Below are 17014 nucleotides of genomic sequence, written 5' to 3'. Positions count from 1 at the left end.
GGAAGGCGGACGGCGCCTGTTCAGGGCGAGCTCTCGGCGAACGTGTCGCAGTCCTCGACGCGGCCGCCCTGCATGCCGCGCTTGAACCAGGCGACCCGCTGCGCCGACGAGCCGTGCGTCCACGTCTCCGGGTTGACCCTGCCGGTCGCGGCCTTCTGCAGCCGGTCGTCGCCGATCGCGGACGCGGCCCGGAGGGCCTCCTCGACGTCGCCCGCCTCGAGCAGGTCGCGCTTCTGCGTGGAGTGGGCCCACACGCCGGCGAAGCAGTCCGCTTGGAGCTCCATCTTCACGGAGAGCGCGTTCTTCTCGCCGGGGCGCGCGGCCTGCAGCTGGCGCAGGCGGCGCTCGGTCCCGAGCACGTTCTGCACGTGGTGGCCGATCTCGTGGGCGAGCACGTACGCCTGGGCGAAGTCGCCTGGCGCGCCGAACCGCGCCTTGAGCTCACGGTAGAAGCCGAGGTCGATGTACGCCGTCCGGTCCGCCGGGCAGTAGAACGGGCCCATCGCCGACTCGCCGATACCGCAGCCCGACCTCACGGAGTCGGTGAACACCGTCAGCACGGGCGCCGGATAGCGCTGCCCCGTCCGGCTGAACACCTGCGTCCACACGGCCTCGGTGTCATCGAGGACGAAGGAGACGAAGTCGACGAGCCGCTCCTCCTCGGGCGAGCTCGAGCGCCCGCTCTGCGCGCCGGGAATCGCGGAGCCCTGACCGAGCCCCGACAGGAGATCCTTCCCGAAGACCAGCGAGAGCACGAGCAGGATCACCGTCCCGCCCACACCGAGCTTCGCCCCACCGGATGCGCCGCGGAGGTCTCGGAGGTTTTCACTGCGTTTCCCAGGTGTCCAGCGCATGGCCAGCGCATGTATAGCGTGGACTGCGCATCGGGTGGTACCTTAGCTTTCGGTCAGGACGTGAGGGTATTGCACGCCTGGTGGTGCCGGCCTGGTCGCGCGGCGCGCGAGCGAACGAATCGCCCCCTGCGCCTTGCCACGAAGAACACGAGACCTCTGTCGGCGTCTCCCGAGAAGACACCTCTCTGCGCCTTCAGGCGTCCTGGCGGTATCTCTCCTCGACTCGCCCGGTGCTCTGGGCAGCGCTCCTCTCCCAGAGCCCCAGCGCGCGCGCGCACGGCAGCACCACCTGGGCGAGCGCCGCGCCCTGCAGCGCGCGCACCTCGGCCACGGCGAGGTGGCCGTGCGCCGCGAGCGCCGCGGCGCGACCGCCGCCCGGCTCGTCCCCCGGCGGGAGCGGGCGCCCGAGCGACGCCGCGGCGGCCTCGAACACCTCCGCCACGGCGCGGCGGACCGGCTCGCCGCCGGCCCCGATCGCCCACGCCACCGTCAGCCAGGCGAGCTCGGCGTGCCGCGCCTCGTCCTCCGCGATCACCTCGAGCGCCGCCCGCACCGCGGGATCCTCGGCTCGGGCGCGCTGCTCCGCCGCGATCACCGCGGCCACGGTCTCTCCGACGCAGCCCTCCTCCGCGGCGGCGCGCGCCAGCGCCGCGAGCTCCGCGGCGATCGGCACCGCCGGCGGCATCGGGAAGGCCGCCGGTCCCACGGGCGCGCCCCGGTAGGCGGACGCGAGCGAGAACCCGAGGCGGGCGTGACCTACCTCGTCGAGCGCGGCAATGTGGGCCGCCTCGACGAGCGACGACGGCGCGCCGTGCGTCATGAGATCCAGCGCGAAGCGCGCGAACGACGCCACCGACGCGTGCTCCTCCAGCGCGCCCCGCAGCCAGCCACCGGCGAGCGTCTCCCGCTCCTCGTCCGTCAGATCCGCCAGCGAAGGCTGCTGCCCGCCGGCGCCGCTCGCCGTCGCACGCGCGAGCCACCCCGCCTCGGCCGGCCGCGGGGCGGCCGTGACCCGGTGCCCCTCCAGGGAGAAGGGCCGTCCCACCGCGGCGCAGTCGATGGTGTTCTCCTCGACGATCACCTCGTAACAGCACGCGCCGTCACGGCGGGTCGCGTCGCTCTCCACCGACACGATCGTGTCTTTCTCCAGCTCCACGTCCTTGCCGTCGCAGGGCCGGTGGATGGTGCTGAACTCCTCCAGCGCTGCGTCGCGGTCCAGGCAAGCCCCGAGCTCCTCGAACCAGTCGAAGCAACGGAGCTCCTGGGCGCTTTCGGCCTCGGCCGCGGCCTCCCCGCAGCCCGGCGCTGCGACGAGGAGCGCTGCGGCCGTCGAGGGGCCGGCGCTCAGGAGGAGACGGGCGATGAGCGTTCGTCGAAAGGATCGGTCGAGCAGCATGACGTGCACCTCCAGCCCATGCCCGCTGCCTCATGAGCGCTGCGAGGAGCCTGGAACAGGGCGGCTTGTGACCTGCTCTATCGCAAGACATGGTCCACCGCCGGCCGGGGCGCGATCGCGTCGAGACCAGCGGTTTCTGCGGGAAGCGCAGCACCTCCCCTCGATCGTCGCGCCGCAGCGCTGACACACTCCGGCACTCCCCGGCCCGGGCGTGACCGCGCCCGGACCTGCGCGACGGCGCCGCCTACTGGGGGCTCACGTTGGTCGTGAACGACGCGTTCCGCAGAACGCGCCGCTGGCCGAGCGGCGTCGCGAAGCCGTTCTCCTTGTGGAAGGTCGAGGTGCTCCCGCCGCAGCTCGGATCGTCCCCGGCCCACCGCTCCGGGCAATGCGCCATGATGTAGTCGCGATCCGGGTTGCTGCCGCCGGGGCCCTGCCACCGGGTGTGCTTGACGCAGGCGGCGCCGTCCGCCGTCCACTCGGCCTCGAGGCTCATGCCAGAGCCCACGGTCTCGGTCTGGATGCCGAGCGCGTCCCAGACGTCGATCGCCGTCCCGGTCTGCGTGTGCGGCACGCCGTCGCCGCAGTAGTCCGCGCGCACCATGCGGATGCACGCTTGATGGAAGTACGAGAGATCCCTGTCCTCGCAGCCGCTCGCGTTGCACTCCGCCGCGGTCATCCATTCCCTGTAGCCCCACTCGGCGCACTTCCCGATCGCCGCGCCCTGGCAGGCGAACGTGAACATGCCCCCGTCGTCCGAGTGGACCCCCGTCGTCGCGTTCCACGTCCCCTTCACCGGGATCGCGTCGAGGCCCTCGCCGCAGATGTTCATCCAGACCCCGGAGCCGGCGTCGTACTTCACCGTGTAGTACTGGATCCCGTCGCGCTCGACGACGTTCGTGACGCGGACGACCACCGACGACCCATCGTCCAGGACCGCCTCGAGGTCCGCGCCGATGAAGTCGGCCCCGGCGACGGACGCGCCGTCGCCCTCGCGCGTGCCGACCAGCGTCGTCGCGTCCAGCGAGACGCCGTTGAAGCGGACCCCGTTGAAGCGGACCCCGTTGAAGCGGACTCCGTTGAAGCGGACCCCGTTGAGGTTCGTGCCGTTGAGCCCGATGTTGTTGAGCCGGCTCATGGCGAACGAGCTCTCCGCCGACTCCACCTCGACCTCGCCGCCGTCGAACTCCGCGACGCAGCCGGCGCCGACCGAGCTCAGCACGACCATCGACCCTGCCAGGAACCCTCGCTTCAACATGATCGCCTCCGGACGCTGCCGCTAAAGCCGTGACGCCTTGCGCATCGACGGTCTTCCCTCGGGCGGTCGGGCCCCGATCACGCGAGCGATGGAGCCCGCGTCGGCTCGAGCGCCGCAGGCCTCGCCGCCCTCACGGTGGTGGAGGGAACGAGGCGCAGATGCGGAGCCCGATCACCGGGTCGAGGAAGGTGCCATCAACGACGGTCCGGTTGTCACTTCGGACCGAGGTTTGATCATAGATATAAGCACCACCTCGCAACAGCACTTTGTCGGTCTCGATCGAAGAAATGGCCCACTCCAGCACGTTTCCCGCCATGTCATCGACCCCGAACGGACTACGTGAGGCGGGGTGCGAGCCCACCTCATCCGGCCCCATCGTGGAGCTCTCCTTGCCGTAGGTCTCATCGAAGTTGGCGTCGCCGGGAGACAGCCTGTCCCCGTGCGGGAAGATGCGGCTGTCGGCGCCCCGCGCCGCGCGCTCCCACTCGTAGTCGGTGCAGAGGCGGGCTCCGCGCACGCGGCCTGTCCTGTGGAGCCACGCGGCATACTCGGTGGCCTGAGCGAAGGAGATGCCCGTGACGGGGAAACGAAGCCAGTCCTGCTGCGCGCGGACCGCCCGCGATGGGTACACGAGCGGCTCCCCTGCGCGCGCCGTATACGCGTGCACCGTGGGCTGAATCGTGAGCTGCCACACCCCACTTGGCTGGCGGCGCAGCCCCAGGGCGCCTGTCATGGCGCCGTTGCCCGCCTGGATGGACGAGCTGCCGCGGGACTCCTTCGGGAGCTCCTGGATGTAGTCGAGCCACTCCTGGAACGTCGTCTCGTGTCGCGCAATCAGGTACGCGCCTGTGCGGATCTCGTGGAGAGGAACGGTGGAGAGGAACGCCCACCGGTACATGTCGTCGAGGGCGGCGCCGAAGAGGAACCGGCCCGGCGGGATGTAGATGTACCCGGGAGGGACGTCCCCGGCGTGCGGCAGGGGGATGGAGAGCTTCAATGACTCTCCGCGTTGGACCAGGAACGGATAACGCACGATGGTGCGATTCCGCGCCTCGCAGGTGAGCAGGTAGGAGCCCTGCGCGAGCGCGATGCTCGCGAAGGGCGTCGTCCCGAGGAGGCGCTGGCCGGTCAGCTGCCGGCGCCCCTCCGCGTCATTCTCGTACCGCTCCAGCGTGATGTCCGCGCCGGGGGGATCGGTCTCGATGGCGACCTCGGCGGGCGCGTTCCATCGCTGCCGGCGCGCGCCGTCGGGATCGTACGTGGTCATGCGCTGGAGCAGCTCGTCGCGCAGCGAGGCGTGGCCGCGCGCGTCCGCGGCGAGCGCGCGCTCGTAGAGCACGTCGCCGAGCCGCGCGCGCGCGTCGTTGCGGGCGCCGTCGAGCGTGAGCGCCGCCTCCAGCTTCTGGCTCACCTGCAGCTGCAGCCGCTCGGCCTCGGCGGCGCGCCGCTGCGCGCGCTCCCAGAGCGCCTCCCCCTCGTCACGGAGCCGGCGATCGAAGGCGGAGAGCGCCTCCGTGCGGAGCTCCTCGGCCTCGGCGCGCTCGATCGCCGCGGCGGACGAGGTGAGCGCGGCCTCATGGATCTTCCTGTCCGCCCGCGCGGCGAGCTGGCGCGCCGCCCTGAGCTCCAGCGTGCCGTAGAGCAGCGCGGCGACGAGCGGGACGCCCACGGCGAGGGCCCACCGGATCGCGCGCTGCGTCAGGACGGCGCGCCGCGACGCCCTCAGGAACGCCGCCTCGCGCGGCGGCAGCTCGGCGGGGTCGAGGCCCCTCGCCTCCTTGAGCTGGCGGGCGCTGAAGAGCGCGTCGCGGCGCCGGCCGAGCCGCTCCCACTCGGCGGCCGAGGCCTCGAGGCGCTGGCGCGTCGCGCGCTGCTCGCGCTGCTCCTCGAGCCAGTGGCGCAGCGTCCCCCAGCCGTGGATCAGGGCCTCGTGGGCGATCTCGTAGACCGTCCCCTGCTCGCCTTCGCGGGCGAACAGGAGGCGGCCCTGCACGAGCGCGTCGAGCGCGGCGCGCGCCGCCCCGTCGCCGCCCTTCTCCGCGAGCTCGCCCTCGGCGCGCCGCGCCCGCGTGCCCTGCGGGGTGATGAGCGCGCCGAGCAGCCGCCGCGCGGCCGCGTGGACCTCGGGCGGCATGCGGCCGAGCACGCGATCGGCGTGGCGGGCGAGCGCGCCCTCGACCCCGCCGATCTGCGCGAGGTCGGCGCTGCTGAGCGGCGCGTCGGGCGCGGCGCGGGCGTCCCAGAGCTCGGCGAGCGCGAACTGGAGGAGCGGCAGCCCGCCCTCGGCGCGCGCGGTGGACTCGACGAGCGCGTCGACGACCGCGTCGGACTCGAACGCGACGCCCTTGGCCAGCGCCGGCCCGGTAATGGCCTCGCGGAGCTTGTCCGCCGACATCGGGCGGAGCAGGTAGAGCGCGCGCTCGATGTCGTCGCCCAGGCCGGAGATGCCGGCGACGCGCGCGAGGAAGTCGCCGCGCACCGTGGCGAGCAGGCGCAGGGAGGGCGAGCGCGCCGCGAAGGCGCTGAGCACCTCGCCGACGAGCGCCGCCTCGCCCGGGCTGCTCAGCGTCGCGAGCTCCTCCATCTGGTCGATGAACAGCACGAGCCCGCCGCGCTCGCCAAGCCGCGCGCGCAGGTCGCGGGCGAGGGAGCCCGGCGCGGCGCGCACGGCCTGGGCGATGCGCTCGGCGGGCGCGCCGAGGACCGGCTCGAGCGCGGCGGCCAGCGCGGCGAGCGGGTGCCGGCCGGGCACCATCATGGCGGCCTGGAAGGCGCGCCCGCCGCCGAGCGCGCCCTCGAGCACGAGCGAGAGCACGCCGGCGCGGCAGAGCGAGGACTTGCCCGAGCCCGAGTCGCCGGCCACGACGATCATGGGCTCGGAGCGGAGCCGGTCGAGGATCGTCCCCGTCTCGGCGCTGCGCCCGTAGAACACGGCGCGGTGCTCGAGATCGAAGACAAGGAGCCCGCGGTAGGGGTTGCCCTCCGGGGCGACGGAGGCGTGGCGGTTCCTGGCGAGCAGCTGCTCGAGGGCGTCGCGCAGCTCGTCGCCCGAGGCGAAGCGATCGGCCGGGTCGATCTCGAGGCACCGCTCGATGACGGCCGCGAGCCGCGGATCGACGCCCGGCGCGAGGGCGGCGAGCGGCCGGGGCGCCTCGGTCTGCACGACGAGCTGGAGCTCGGTCATCGGCACGTCGTGGTGCGGCGGGACGCCGGCGCAGAGCTCGAAGAGCAGCGCGCCGAGCGAGTACACGTCGGAGCGGCGCGTCGCGAGCTCGTCGCGCCACAGCTCGGGCGGCAGGTAGTGGGGCGTGCCGCCGCCGACGCTCGTCGTCGCGTCGAGCAGGCGCGCCGCCATCTCGGCCGCCTCGCGGAACTCGCCCTCGAGCGGCTCATCGCCGGGCGCGATCGCCGCGTCGGCGTCGCCCTGCGCTCCTCGCAGGGCCTCGCCGCCAGAGAGCGCGTCCGCGCCGAGCGCGTCGGATCGCCCTCCGGGCATGTCGGATCGCCCTCCGGGGACGTCGGATCGCCCTCCAGGGACGTCGAATCGCGCCCCGCGCGCGTCGGGCCGCGCGGCCGGCTCGAGCAGCTTTGCGAGGCCGAAGTCGAGGAGCTTCGCCTCGCCCTCCGCGGTGATCACCGCGTTGGCCGGCTTGATGTCGAGGTGCAGCACCCCCCGGCGGTGGGCGGCCGCGAGGCCCCGCGCGAGGCCCGCCCCGAGCTCGAGCACGCGGCGCGAGGGCATCGGCACGTCGACGCGATCGAGGCTCTGACCGCGGACGAACTCCGAGACGACGAACAGCCGCCCCCGGAGCTCGCCCACGCGGAAGACGGCGACGACGTTCGGATGATGGATGCGGGCGGCCGCGCGCGCCTCGGCGAGCAGCCGCGCGCGCACCTCGGCGTCCGCGGTCGCCGCGCGGATGAACTTCACCGCGACCATGCGGTCGAGCAGCGTGTCGTGCGCGAGGTAGACGTCGCCCATGCCGCCGCTGCCGAGCTTCTGGAGGAGCCGGTACTCCTCGAACCGCCTCGGCGGGTGGAAGCTCGACGGGCCGGGGCTGTCCGGGCCGAAGCTCGCCGGGGCGAGGCTCTCCGGGCCCAAGCTCGACGGCGGCAGGGCATCGCCCGCCCGCGGCTCCGTCTCCGCGCCGCCGGGGCGCGGGATCGCCCGCGAGAGGGTTGAAGCAATCTTCTCTTTCACGAGGGCCCGCCTCGCGCCAAGCGCCCGGGGACTATACTCGAGCCGAGCGTTCTCCGCGTGGTCCGCCGCCTGACGCCGCGCAGCGCGGCGAGCGGCGCGCGGAGCCCCTCGCCGGCGCGCCGCACGTCGCCCGTGAGCCGCGCGGTCTCCTGCCCCGCGACGTCGCCGACGCGTGCCTGCGGAGGCGCCCGCAGCCTCCGGAGGATCTTCTCGCCCTCCGAGGGCTGGTCGGCCAGGCGCCAGAGGCAGGAGATGACCAGCGTCAGGGAGAAGCCGAAGAGGGCGCACGCCACGAGCAAGGGTCCTCCCCCCGCGCTCAACCCTGGTCCAGGCCCGTCGACTGGCCCGCTACGTAGCGCCACACGCCCTCGCGGCGCGCATAGACCTGCGTGGAGCGGAACCGCGCGCTGAACGGCTCGCCGTGCCAGGTCCCCTCGTCGCGCACCACGCAGGTCACCACGGCGAGCTCGCCGTAGCTGCGCGCGCTGACCTCCTCCGCGGTCTGCGCGCTCCAGCGCAGCGCGCCCCCCGCGACCGCCGTCAGGTAATCGGCCTTCCCCCAGAGGGCCCCCTGGGAATTGACGTACGAGAAGTCGTCTGCGAGGAGAAGCGCGAGCGCGGCGAGGTCGCGCGTCACCAGGGCGCGGGCGCGGCGTTCCATGACGTCGCGGATGGCTTGCCCGAAGGCGGGGTGTTCATCGGTCATGGAGGCCCGGGGCTCCACGCAGTGTTACCCGCGCGCTCTGACGCCGTCGACGGTGAAGTCAGGCCGCGACGAGGTGTGGCGTGGCGGACAGCGCCGGCAGGATCGCGGGCATCGGACGGCGGCGGCCTGGGGGGGGTCCGAAGGCCTTGGGGCGCACCGCGGAGCGCGCGAACAGGCGCGTCTTTCAGTTCGGCCCATGAGGCCGAGTCAACCGCGTAGCCATCGACCCAATCATGAATCAACCAGCTTGTTCCGCAAGACCCGTAGACTGCGGAGAACCCTCTTGCGGTTCTTGGCAAGGCACATCCACCGGGGCAGCGTGGCCAGGTAGTCGCGGTCGGCCCAATGCATCCGCAGGCGCTCGCGCAGGGGACAGGCGATGTAGATCTCCAGGAGCGCGAGGTGGTGGCTGTTGATCGCATAGAGGGTGTGGCCGCAGCACGCGACGCGGAGCCAGTGCGATCCCTGCGGCGCGCTCGTCGAGCGCAACGATCTGCGCTGGGGGCTCACCCGCTACGGCCACGGTCGGCTCGGGATGCTGCTCGAGGCGAGCTCTCCGCCAGACGGTAAATGCGCACTGGCATGGAGTGCGCCTGTGCGCACAGAAAGACTTGCCCTGAGGATGATGACCTCGCCGGCCCTGGTAAACATAAGGATTGTATGCAAAATACCCTGAGTGAGCACGGGATCGATCGGCGTGTCCGCGCCGTCCGCCCATCTGAACCTGCCGTCGGATCCCGTGACGAGCACCCCGTCAGCCCACTCACCAACCCACTCGTTCTCGGGGTGTTCCACCCAGCAAACAGAGGCGTCGTCCCAACGAACCACCACATTCCTGCTGACTTGGGTCCAGAGCGTGGCACCAGGCATCGGCCCCTCGATGGCGCGCATCCCTGGCCCTGCATAGACAAGAGCCCAGACCTGGTCAGGCCACCGGCCCACCATGCTGGTAATCTGCGGCGGGACGGACGGCTTGAGCTGCGGTTGAAGAAGAAGCGCTGCCCGTGGACGCGCAGGGGCGTGAGCCGCTGCCTGACCCGCACCGCGACGTCGAGCACCCTCACCTTCTCGGGGGCGATCGCGTCGCCGGTCACCACCACGTCCGTGCCCAGCTTGGCGACGCCGAGATCCGACGGAAAGCGGAGGCTGCTCCGCACGGACGAGGATCCAACGGTTGGTCTTGCAGCCTATACGCAGCCACGCCGCGATCCCCGAAGATCGCATCAGGCAAGCCTGCGCTCAGCGCCCGGTCATGTAGAACGTGCCGAGGCACATCTCGTCGGTCGTGCCCTCTCCCCAGACGACATCCCCGGGGACCCGCGGCTGTCCGTCGATGATCGGCTGCTTCTCGGGCGTGTTGTCCCAGTGGCACTCGATCGACAGCTTGTCGCCCGGCTCGAGCACCTTGGGCTCGGCGAACCTGTAGTTTCCCTGCCAGTGGAAGTCCCAGCGCGGGATGTCGAGCGCACACTCCGAGCCGCCGCCGGCGCGCTCGATCTCGAGGCGCGCGCGCGTGCCGAGCGTGTGCATGTGGAGGCCCACCCAGTGGATCTCGATCGGCTCGTTGCCCGCGAGCGCCCGGGAGGGATCGGCCCCCCAGCGGTGGACGACGTCGCTCTCCAGGGCAGGGATCAGCATGGAGTCGCCGCTGAGCCAGGCCGGGTTCGCCCACGGCTGCATCGTGCCCTCCCGCTCGACCGAGCTCTCCAGCATCACGTCGATCGCGGTGCGATCCGGCAGCTTGCCCGCCGTCAGCGTGTTGTAGTGGACCTGCATGATCAGCCTGGAGCCAGGCTCGATCCGGGTGCCCGCGCCCGGCGGGAAGATCATGCTCCCGCCGCCGGGCACCCAGCCGCCGAGCCAGCGCGGCTTGAGCCCAGGGCCGCCGTAGCAGGGATAACCCGGGCCCGGGTCGGCCGCGTCGAGGGCGTCGAGCTCGGCGAGCTGGTCCGGCGCCGCGATGAAGGCGATCACGTGGTGGACGACGCGCCGCTCGCCGGGCCTGATCCCGAAGCCGGTGACGTACCGCACGGCCTCCTCCGGCCAGTCGATCACGAAGCAGCGGTACTCGTCGGGCCCCGTCTGCGGGGTGTACTCGACCGGCATCTCGAGCGTGCGGTCCACACGAGCGAGCGCGGCGCTCGCCGGCGGGTCGATCGGCGGGCCCTCGTCCGCCGGATCGCCCAGGGCCGCGCCGCCATCGACCCACGCGGCGATGGTCTGGATCTGCTGCTCGGACAGGGAGCGGTCGCCCACGTACTCGGCGCAGGTGTTGTCGGCCGGCCAGGGGGGCATCGTGCGCTCGACGACGGCCCGCTTGATGGGCGCGGCCCAGGACGCCGCGGTCTCGTGGCCCTCGAGCGAGAACGGCGCGACGCCGCCGTCGCTGTGGCACCCCGCGCACCGCGCGTCGAAGATGGGTTTGACGTCCCGGTAGTACGAGACGGCGACCTGGACGCCGCCGCCCGCCGCGGCCCCGGCGTCATCGCCGCCGCAGGCAGAGAGGACGGCCAGCGCCGCCGCAAGCCATGCCCATGAGCCCATGGTCCCCGCGCACCTCGTCATAGAACACCTGCCTCGTGTCAGCGGCGCTCGTTGCCCCCGCCGCTCGCGGGCTCGCGCCGGAGGAAGAACGCGATGACCTCGGCGAGCTCGTCGCGCGCGGCCACGAGGAGCACCGTGGCGCCCCCCGCGACGACGGAGGAGCCGCGCGGCGCCTCGACGCGGCCATCCGGGCGGTAGACGCCGGCGAAGACGCACGACGAAGGGAAGCTCGCGCTGCCGGCGATGGTGCTCACCGTGCGGCCCGCGATCACCGAGTCGACCGGGACGTCGAGCTCGAACGCGACCGACTCGCCGGCGCCGAGCACCATCGCGTGGCGGACGCCCGGGTGCTCGATGGCGGTGGCCATCGCGCCGATGAAGACGTCGATCTCGGAGAGGATCTGGTCCACGCCCGCGCGGACGTACACGCTCCGGTAGGCGGGGTCCCGCATGCGCACCATGACGCGCTTGGCCCCCCCGGCCTGCGCGAGGAGCGCCACGGCGAGGTTGTCGGCGTCGCGGCGGAGCATCGCCACGACCACGTCGGCGCGCGCCACCTCGGCCTCCTGGAGGAGCCCGGCGTCGGTCGCGTCGCCCACGAGCGAGACGAGGCCGTGCCGCTCGAACGCGCTGTTGGCGATCGACTCGTCGCGATCGACGGTCGTCACGTCGTGGCCCATCTTCGCGAGGTGCACCGCGACGCTCAGCCCAGCGCGCCCGGCGCCCGCGATGAGAACGCGCATGTCAGCTCTCTCCTTCGTGCTCGTGAGGGTTCGCGGCGGGCGCCGCGTGTCCGCCGGGGAGCTCCACCATGGCCCTGTCGATCTGGTTCACGTGGGCGTGCGCGGTCTCGGCGGCGATGAGGCCGCGCCTCGCCGCGTCGAGCACCGCCGCCTTCTGCGCCGAGAGGAGGGCGAGATCGGTGAGGTGGTCGCGGACCACCTCGCCCTGCGGCGTCTGGAGCGCCACCTCCGCCTGGATGACCTGCCGCTGGAACGCGGCGCGGCGCTCGGCGTGCTCCTTGCGGGACACGAGGCCCGACGCGAGCAGATCGTCGAGCTCGGACTGGCCGCGCCGCGCCGCGATGAGCGTGGCCTTCGCGGCGTCGAGCGCGCTGTCCGCCGTCGGGATCGCGACCCGCAGGAACTTGAGCAGCCGAGCGAACGGCAGCGCCTGCGCGACCAGCGTGACGAAGGTGACGCCGAAGACGATCGTGATCAGGCGGTCGCGGTACGGCAGCCCGCTCGGGAGGCTGAGGACCGCCGCCATCGACAGCGCGCCCTTGATGTTGCCGACCAGCATCACGTGCTGCCAGCGGAGGGGCAAGACCTCGCCCGTGAGCGCCCGGAGCACGCCGAAGCAGCCGTAGACGGCCACCGCCCTGCCCCCGTGCAGGGCGATCAGCGCGAGGCCGATGGACGCCGCCTCGCGCACGAGCATGTCCGCCTGGATCTGCATGCCGACGAGCTCGAAGAGCACCACGTTGAGGCAGAAGCCGCTCGTCTCCCAGAAGCCCTGGAGCGCGAGCACGCGCGAGGGCTCGAGGATGCGGCGCGCGGCCTTGCCGACGATCACCCCGAGGACCACGACGGCGATGACCGGCGAGGCGTGGAGCCGCTCGGCGAGCAGGGCCGTGGCGAAGACGAGCACGATGGAGGCGAGGATCGCGGTCAGGTGATCCGGCGTGCGGCGGAGGAGGGACGCGCCGACGGCGCCGAACGCGCCCCCGACGGCCGCGCCGCCGATCATGGCCAGGGCGAGCGCGCGGAAGGTCTCGGCGCCGTTGAAGGTGCCGCTCGCGAGGACCTGCGACGCGAGCACCACGAGCACGAGCGCCGTCCCGTCGTTGAAGAGGCTCTCGCCTTCCATGATGGCCGCCAGCCGGTGCGGCACGCGGACGCTGCGGAAGGCGAGCAGCACGCTCACGGTGTCGGTGATCGAGAGCAGCGCGCCGAGGAGGAGCGCCGCCGCGAACGGGAGCGCGAGCAGCTGCGTCGCCACCGCGGCGGTGCCGAGCAGCGAGATGAGCACGCCCGGCACGGCGAGCGCGAGGATTGGCCGGCTCGCGCTCCTCAGGCTGTCCGCGTCGGCGAACAGGGCGCCCTCGAACACGAGCACCGGGAGGAACGCGATGAGGATGACCTCCGGGTCCATCGGCGCCTTCGGGAGCACGTCGACGACGACGAGCAGCAGCCCCACGAGCACGAGCGCGACGTTGTAGGGAATCGCGACGCGCTTCGCCCCGATCGCGACCGCCGAGCCGACGGCCAGGACGAGGAGCAGGCTCTCGAGCCGCTCCCTCATGAGGCACCTCGAAGCCGCGGCGCGAGGGAGGGCGCCCGCGGCGGGCGCGTCGCGATGTGCACGGGATCCGCGGGAGAGCTCACCGTGGATCCTGCGCTACCTGATCGCCTCCGGAATCGCAAGACGCGAGAGGCGTCGCCGGGCGGCCGAACGAGAGGCGCGCGCGGCCTCGCGTGCGCGCGCCTCTCGCTCGGCCGCCCGGGAAGAGGTGCGATATCGACAGATCACATGACACGACATCGACGACATCATCGCTTCGTCGTCATGGGGCGAAAAAAAATTCGAGGAATGCTTCAGGAGCGGCCCCCGACACCGGCTCTCAGCGCTCTCGATGCCCTTCTGTCAGCCTGCCGGCAGCCGAACGCAGAATCGGCTGCCCCGCCCCTCGTTGTCCCTCACGTCGATCCTGCCGCCGTGCGCCTCGACGACCAGCCGGCAGAACGTCAGCCCGAGGCCGCGGCCGGCCGCAGAGATCGCGCCCCCGTCGGCGAGCCGCGCGTACTTGTCGAAGATGCGGTCGCGCAGGTGGGCCGGGATCCCCAGGCCCTCGTCGCACACGTCGAGCTCGACCCAGCCCGGGTCGAGCCACCGCGCCTCGAGGCGCACCGCGCCGTGGGCCGGGCTATGACGGAGCGCATTGTCGACGAGGTTCAGCAGGACGCGCCGCACGAGCTCCTCATCGGCGCGGAGAAGACAGCTCGGCATGGCGGGGCAGAGCTCGATTCGCTGCCCGCGCGACGCGGCGAGCGGCTCCAGGATCTCGGCCACACCCTCGAACAGCGACGCCGGATCGAGCTCGGCGAGCCGCAGCACGAACATCCCGCGCTGGCGGCTCGCGACGTCGAGCAGGTTCAGCGCGGTGCGCTGGATGACCTCGGCCGAGGTGAGGACGGCATTCCATCGGCGCCGCTCCGGATCCGGGAGATCCTGCTTTTTCAGGCGCGCCTGCGCGGCGAGCATGATGCCGGCGGCGGGGCTCCTGAGATCGTGCGCGAGGAACTCGCTCAGCGCCTCGTTCTGCCAATGGAGCTCCTCCAGGGCCTTTTGCCTCTCCGCGAGAGCGCGGTTCGCCGCCTCGACCTCGCGCGCCCGCGCCTCGCCCTTCTCCAGGCCGTCGTGGAGCGCGACGTTCTCCAGGGCCACGGCGGCGCTGCCGGCGAGCGCCTGGAGCAGCGACACCTCGCTCTGCGGGATCTCTCGTATGGAGCTCCAGTAGGTCCCGATCGCCCCGAGCGGAGCGCGCGCGCGGATCGGCACCATGGCCATGCTCCGCACGTAGGTCGGCCGATAAGCGTCGATCGGGACCCGGGGATCGCGCGTGATGTCGCCGATGACCGCCGGCCTCCGATTCAGCATCACCCAACCGCTGACGCACGCCGACATCGGAAACCGCTTCCCCTGCCAGAGCGGCGCGATCGAGTCTTCCTGCGCGTAGTAACAGAGGTCGCCTTCGCGGAGCACGAAGGAAGCGCCGTCGGCGCCCGTGAGGTCGCGGGCGGCCCGATCGACAATCTGCATGATCGCCCGCAGGTCGCGGGCCAGCGAGAGGTCCTGCACGACGCTGATGAGGCGCTCGCAAGGATGGAGTTGTCGGAAACTCGGGTCCGAGTCAGCGAATCTCTCGTGGCCCTCCGGTTCCATTCGGCAGGGTCTCTAACGCGCGCTGGCGCGCACCACAAGGCGAGCGCGATGCGTTAAACGACGTCCCCGGGGCACGTCACCGCCAGTGCCCGCGCGCCCGCCTCGCGCTCGGCGGCCGTGCAGCGGCGGCCGCTCTCCCTCTCCACGCGGCGAGCTCCAGGCCGACCTCTCGGCGCGGCGGATGCAGGCGCGCCTCCCCGAGCGCCGCGCCCGCCCGCGTCCTCGCACAAGCAGCAGACCCCTCCTTCCGCCAGAACCGCTGTCGGCCATCGCTTCATGACGAGCGCGGAGGGGCGATGTGGTGGGGCAGCGGGCGCTCGCCCTCCGGCCGGGGTCGCGCGGGCCTCGATCCGCCGCGGCGCGTCTAGCGATGAGGCTGGCGTCTCGGCGCCCCCAAATGATATCACCACGTTACGGTTCGCCATGGTGCCAGGCTCGATGACCCCAGCGCCGAGAATCCGAGCAGCATCCCACCTCTTCGCACCCGGCGTCGTGACGGCGCCCACAGCGCGTTGGTTCACCCACCGTGAGAAGCCTGGGGCTGGCGCGCCGAGGCTCGTCGCTTCTGGCCTCCTGCAAGGATTCAATGGACGACAGGCTCGCTTCGCTCTCGTGTAAGACACTGCTCGACGGCACACCCACACCGCTGGCGTTGCTCTCCAGCGCCGGGGAGGTGGTGGCCTGCAACGCGGCCTGGGAGCGCTGCGTTGGCCCGTCCGGGCGGCTCCTCGAGCGCGTTCACGAGGACGATCGGGGCGAGCTGTCAGCCCGGATCACCGGCGCGCGCGCCGCCGCGGGCAGCGTCTCCGCCGCGGCGCGCGTCGTGGGCGCCCGCGGGGAGAGCGTCCCGCTGCACTGGACGCTGTGGCGAGCCGACGACACGGCGCTCTGGGCTGCCGTGAAGCCCGATCGCGGGGTGTGGGAGGACCAGGCGCGCATCCTCGTCGACGTGTTCCAGACGATGGATGCGATCGTCTGGTGGTGCGATCGGGCGGGCACGCTCCGTGTCTCCGACGGCAACGGGCTCGAGAGCATGGGGATCAAACCACATCAGCTCGTCGGAAGGAACATGTTCGATCTCTACGGCGCGGACGCGGAGATCATGGACCTGTGCCAGCGCGTCCTCGCGGGGGAGCCGGTCCGCACGGACACCGTGGCCGGGGGCGTGCACTGGATCGTGCACTACGCCCCCCGCCGGGACGATGACGGCGAGATCGTGGGCGTCCAGACGTTCGGCATCAACCTGGCCGACGATGTCAGGCTCGCCGTGAAGGGGGAGCTGCTCCGCGCTTGCATCGACAGCATGCCCATCGCCATCCTGGCGTTCGACAGGGCCGGCCTCTGCGTGATCGCGCAGGGCGGGGCGCTCGCGCAGATCGGTTGTACGGAGCGAGGCGAGCTGGGCAAGCACATGCGCGAGCTGTGCGGCGACACCGAGGACGTGCGCGCTGCCTTCGAGCACGCCCTCTCCGGGGAGATCGCGCAGGTCGAGCAGGTCCGGCGAGACAGGATCTGGCGGACGAGGTTCGTTCCCCAGAAGGACGTCCTCGGGGAGACGACCGGCGTCGGCGCCATCTGCGAGGACATCACGCAGCAGCTCCGCGTCGAGCAGCAGCTGCGGGAGCAGCTGCGGTTGACGCAGGATCAGCAGGAGTCGATCGCGCGGCTGTCGAGCCCCATCATCGAGGTCTGGCAGGACGTGCTCATCGTCCCCTTGATCGGCTCGGTCGACGCGGATCGCGCGGCGATGGTGATGGAGTCGCTGCTCGCGAGCGTGGTGGAGAAGCAATCCGCCTTCGCCATCCTCGACCTCACCGGGCTCGATTCGGTCGACACGACGACGGCGCAGCACCTCATCAAGATCGTCAATGGGCTGACGCTGCTCGGCTGCAAGGGCGTGGTCACCGGCATCCGCCCGCCGGTCGCGCAGACGATGGTCGGCCTCGGCTTCGATCTCTCGCAGGTCAAGACGCTGCGCAGCCTGAAGGAAGCGCTGCGCTGGTGCATGGGCGCGCGCCGCCGCTGAGGCGCCGCGCCGTACCGCATGGAGCGCGGCCGCGCCGCGTCGCGCCGGCCGCGCCGCGTGGAGGGCGGCGCGGCGCGGCGCTGG

Annotated in this window: 12 protein-coding genes; 1 reads left to right on the top strand and 11 read right to left on the bottom strand. The window is 72.3% G+C overall.

The window, feature by feature from the left end; genetic code table 11:
* Positions 1–20 precede the first annotated feature (20 nt).
* The 11 genes from ypfJ to ACSRUE_RS11315 form a co-directional block, all read right to left on the bottom strand.
* The gene (gene ypfJ, locus ACSRUE_RS11365) at positions 21–854 is read right to left on the bottom strand and encodes a KPN_02809 family neutral zinc metallopeptidase (RefSeq protein ID WP_441291024.1); all 834 of its coding nucleotides are present in this window, start codon (positions 852–854) and stop codon (positions 21–23) included.
* Between the two features lie 193 nt (positions 855–1047).
* Positions 1048–2250 carry a ferritin-like domain-containing protein gene (locus ACSRUE_RS11360; protein WP_441291023.1) on the bottom strand — a complete coding sequence of 401 codons (1203 nt, stop codon included), beginning with the start codon at positions 2248–2250 and terminating at the stop codon, positions 1048–1050.
* A gap of 244 nt (positions 2251–2494) precedes the next feature.
* Positions 2495–3508: an ADYC domain-containing protein gene (locus ACSRUE_RS11355; RefSeq protein ID WP_441291022.1), complete on the bottom strand. Its 1014-nt coding sequence runs from the start codon at positions 3506–3508 to the stop codon at positions 2495–2497.
* A gap of 130 nt (positions 3509–3638) precedes the next feature.
* The gene (locus ACSRUE_RS11350) at positions 3639–7709 is read right to left on the bottom strand and encodes an nSTAND1 domain-containing NTPase (protein WP_441291021.1); all 4071 of its coding nucleotides are present in this window, start codon (positions 7707–7709) and stop codon (positions 3639–3641) included.
* 316 nt (positions 7710–8025) lie between these two features.
* Positions 8026–8415: a nuclear transport factor 2 family protein gene (locus ACSRUE_RS11345; RefSeq protein WP_441291020.1), complete on the bottom strand. Its 390-nt coding sequence runs from the start codon at positions 8413–8415 to the stop codon at positions 8026–8028.
* A gap of 231 nt (positions 8416–8646) precedes the next feature.
* Positions 8647–8925 carry a hypothetical protein gene (locus tag ACSRUE_RS11340; RefSeq protein ID WP_437764150.1) on the bottom strand — a complete coding sequence of 93 codons (279 nt, stop codon included), beginning with the start codon at positions 8923–8925 and terminating at the stop codon, positions 8647–8649.
* Positions 8922–9509 (bottom strand): hypothetical protein, encoded by a 588-nt coding sequence (locus tag ACSRUE_RS11335; RefSeq protein WP_441293078.1) that lies wholly within the window; start codon positions 9507–9509, stop codon positions 8922–8924. The genes ACSRUE_RS11340 and ACSRUE_RS11335 overlap by 4 nt, the downstream gene beginning before the upstream one ends.
* Before the next feature lie 145 nt (positions 9510–9654).
* Positions 9655–10959 carry a monooxygenase gene (locus tag ACSRUE_RS11330; RefSeq protein ID WP_441291019.1) on the bottom strand — a complete coding sequence of 435 codons (1305 nt, stop codon included), beginning with the start codon at positions 10957–10959 and terminating at the stop codon, positions 9655–9657.
* 38 nt (positions 10960–10997) lie between these two features.
* Positions 10998–11702 carry a potassium channel family protein gene (locus ACSRUE_RS11325; protein WP_437764148.1) on the bottom strand — a complete coding sequence of 235 codons (705 nt, stop codon included), beginning with the start codon at positions 11700–11702 and terminating at the stop codon, positions 10998–11000.
* 1 nt (position 11703) lies between these two features.
* Positions 11704–13263: a cation:proton antiporter gene (locus ACSRUE_RS11320; RefSeq protein WP_441291018.1), complete on the bottom strand. Its 1560-nt coding sequence runs from the start codon at positions 13261–13263 to the stop codon at positions 11704–11706.
* Positions 13264–13605: 342 nt separating this feature from the next.
* Positions 13606–14820, bottom strand: coding sequence for an ATP-binding protein (locus ACSRUE_RS11315; protein ID WP_441291017.1), 1215 nt, complete (start codon positions 14818–14820; stop codon positions 13606–13608).
* 670 nt (positions 14821–15490) lie between these two features.
* Here ACSRUE_RS11315 and ACSRUE_RS11310 point away from each other — a divergent pair.
* Positions 15491–16930, top strand: coding sequence for a PAS domain-containing protein (locus ACSRUE_RS11310; protein WP_441291016.1), 1440 nt, complete (start codon positions 15491–15493; stop codon positions 16928–16930).
* Positions 16931–17014: the final 84 nt, after the last annotated feature.

Source organism: Sorangium sp. KYC3313 (assembly GCF_052075895.1).
In the GTDB taxonomy this organism is placed as follows: domain Bacteria; phylum Myxococcota_A; class Polyangia; order Polyangiales; family Polyangiaceae; genus Sorangium; species Sorangium cellulosum_B.
The sequence above is the reverse complement of the archived record's forward strand: the minus strand, read 5'-3'. Positions and strand labels throughout refer to the sequence as shown.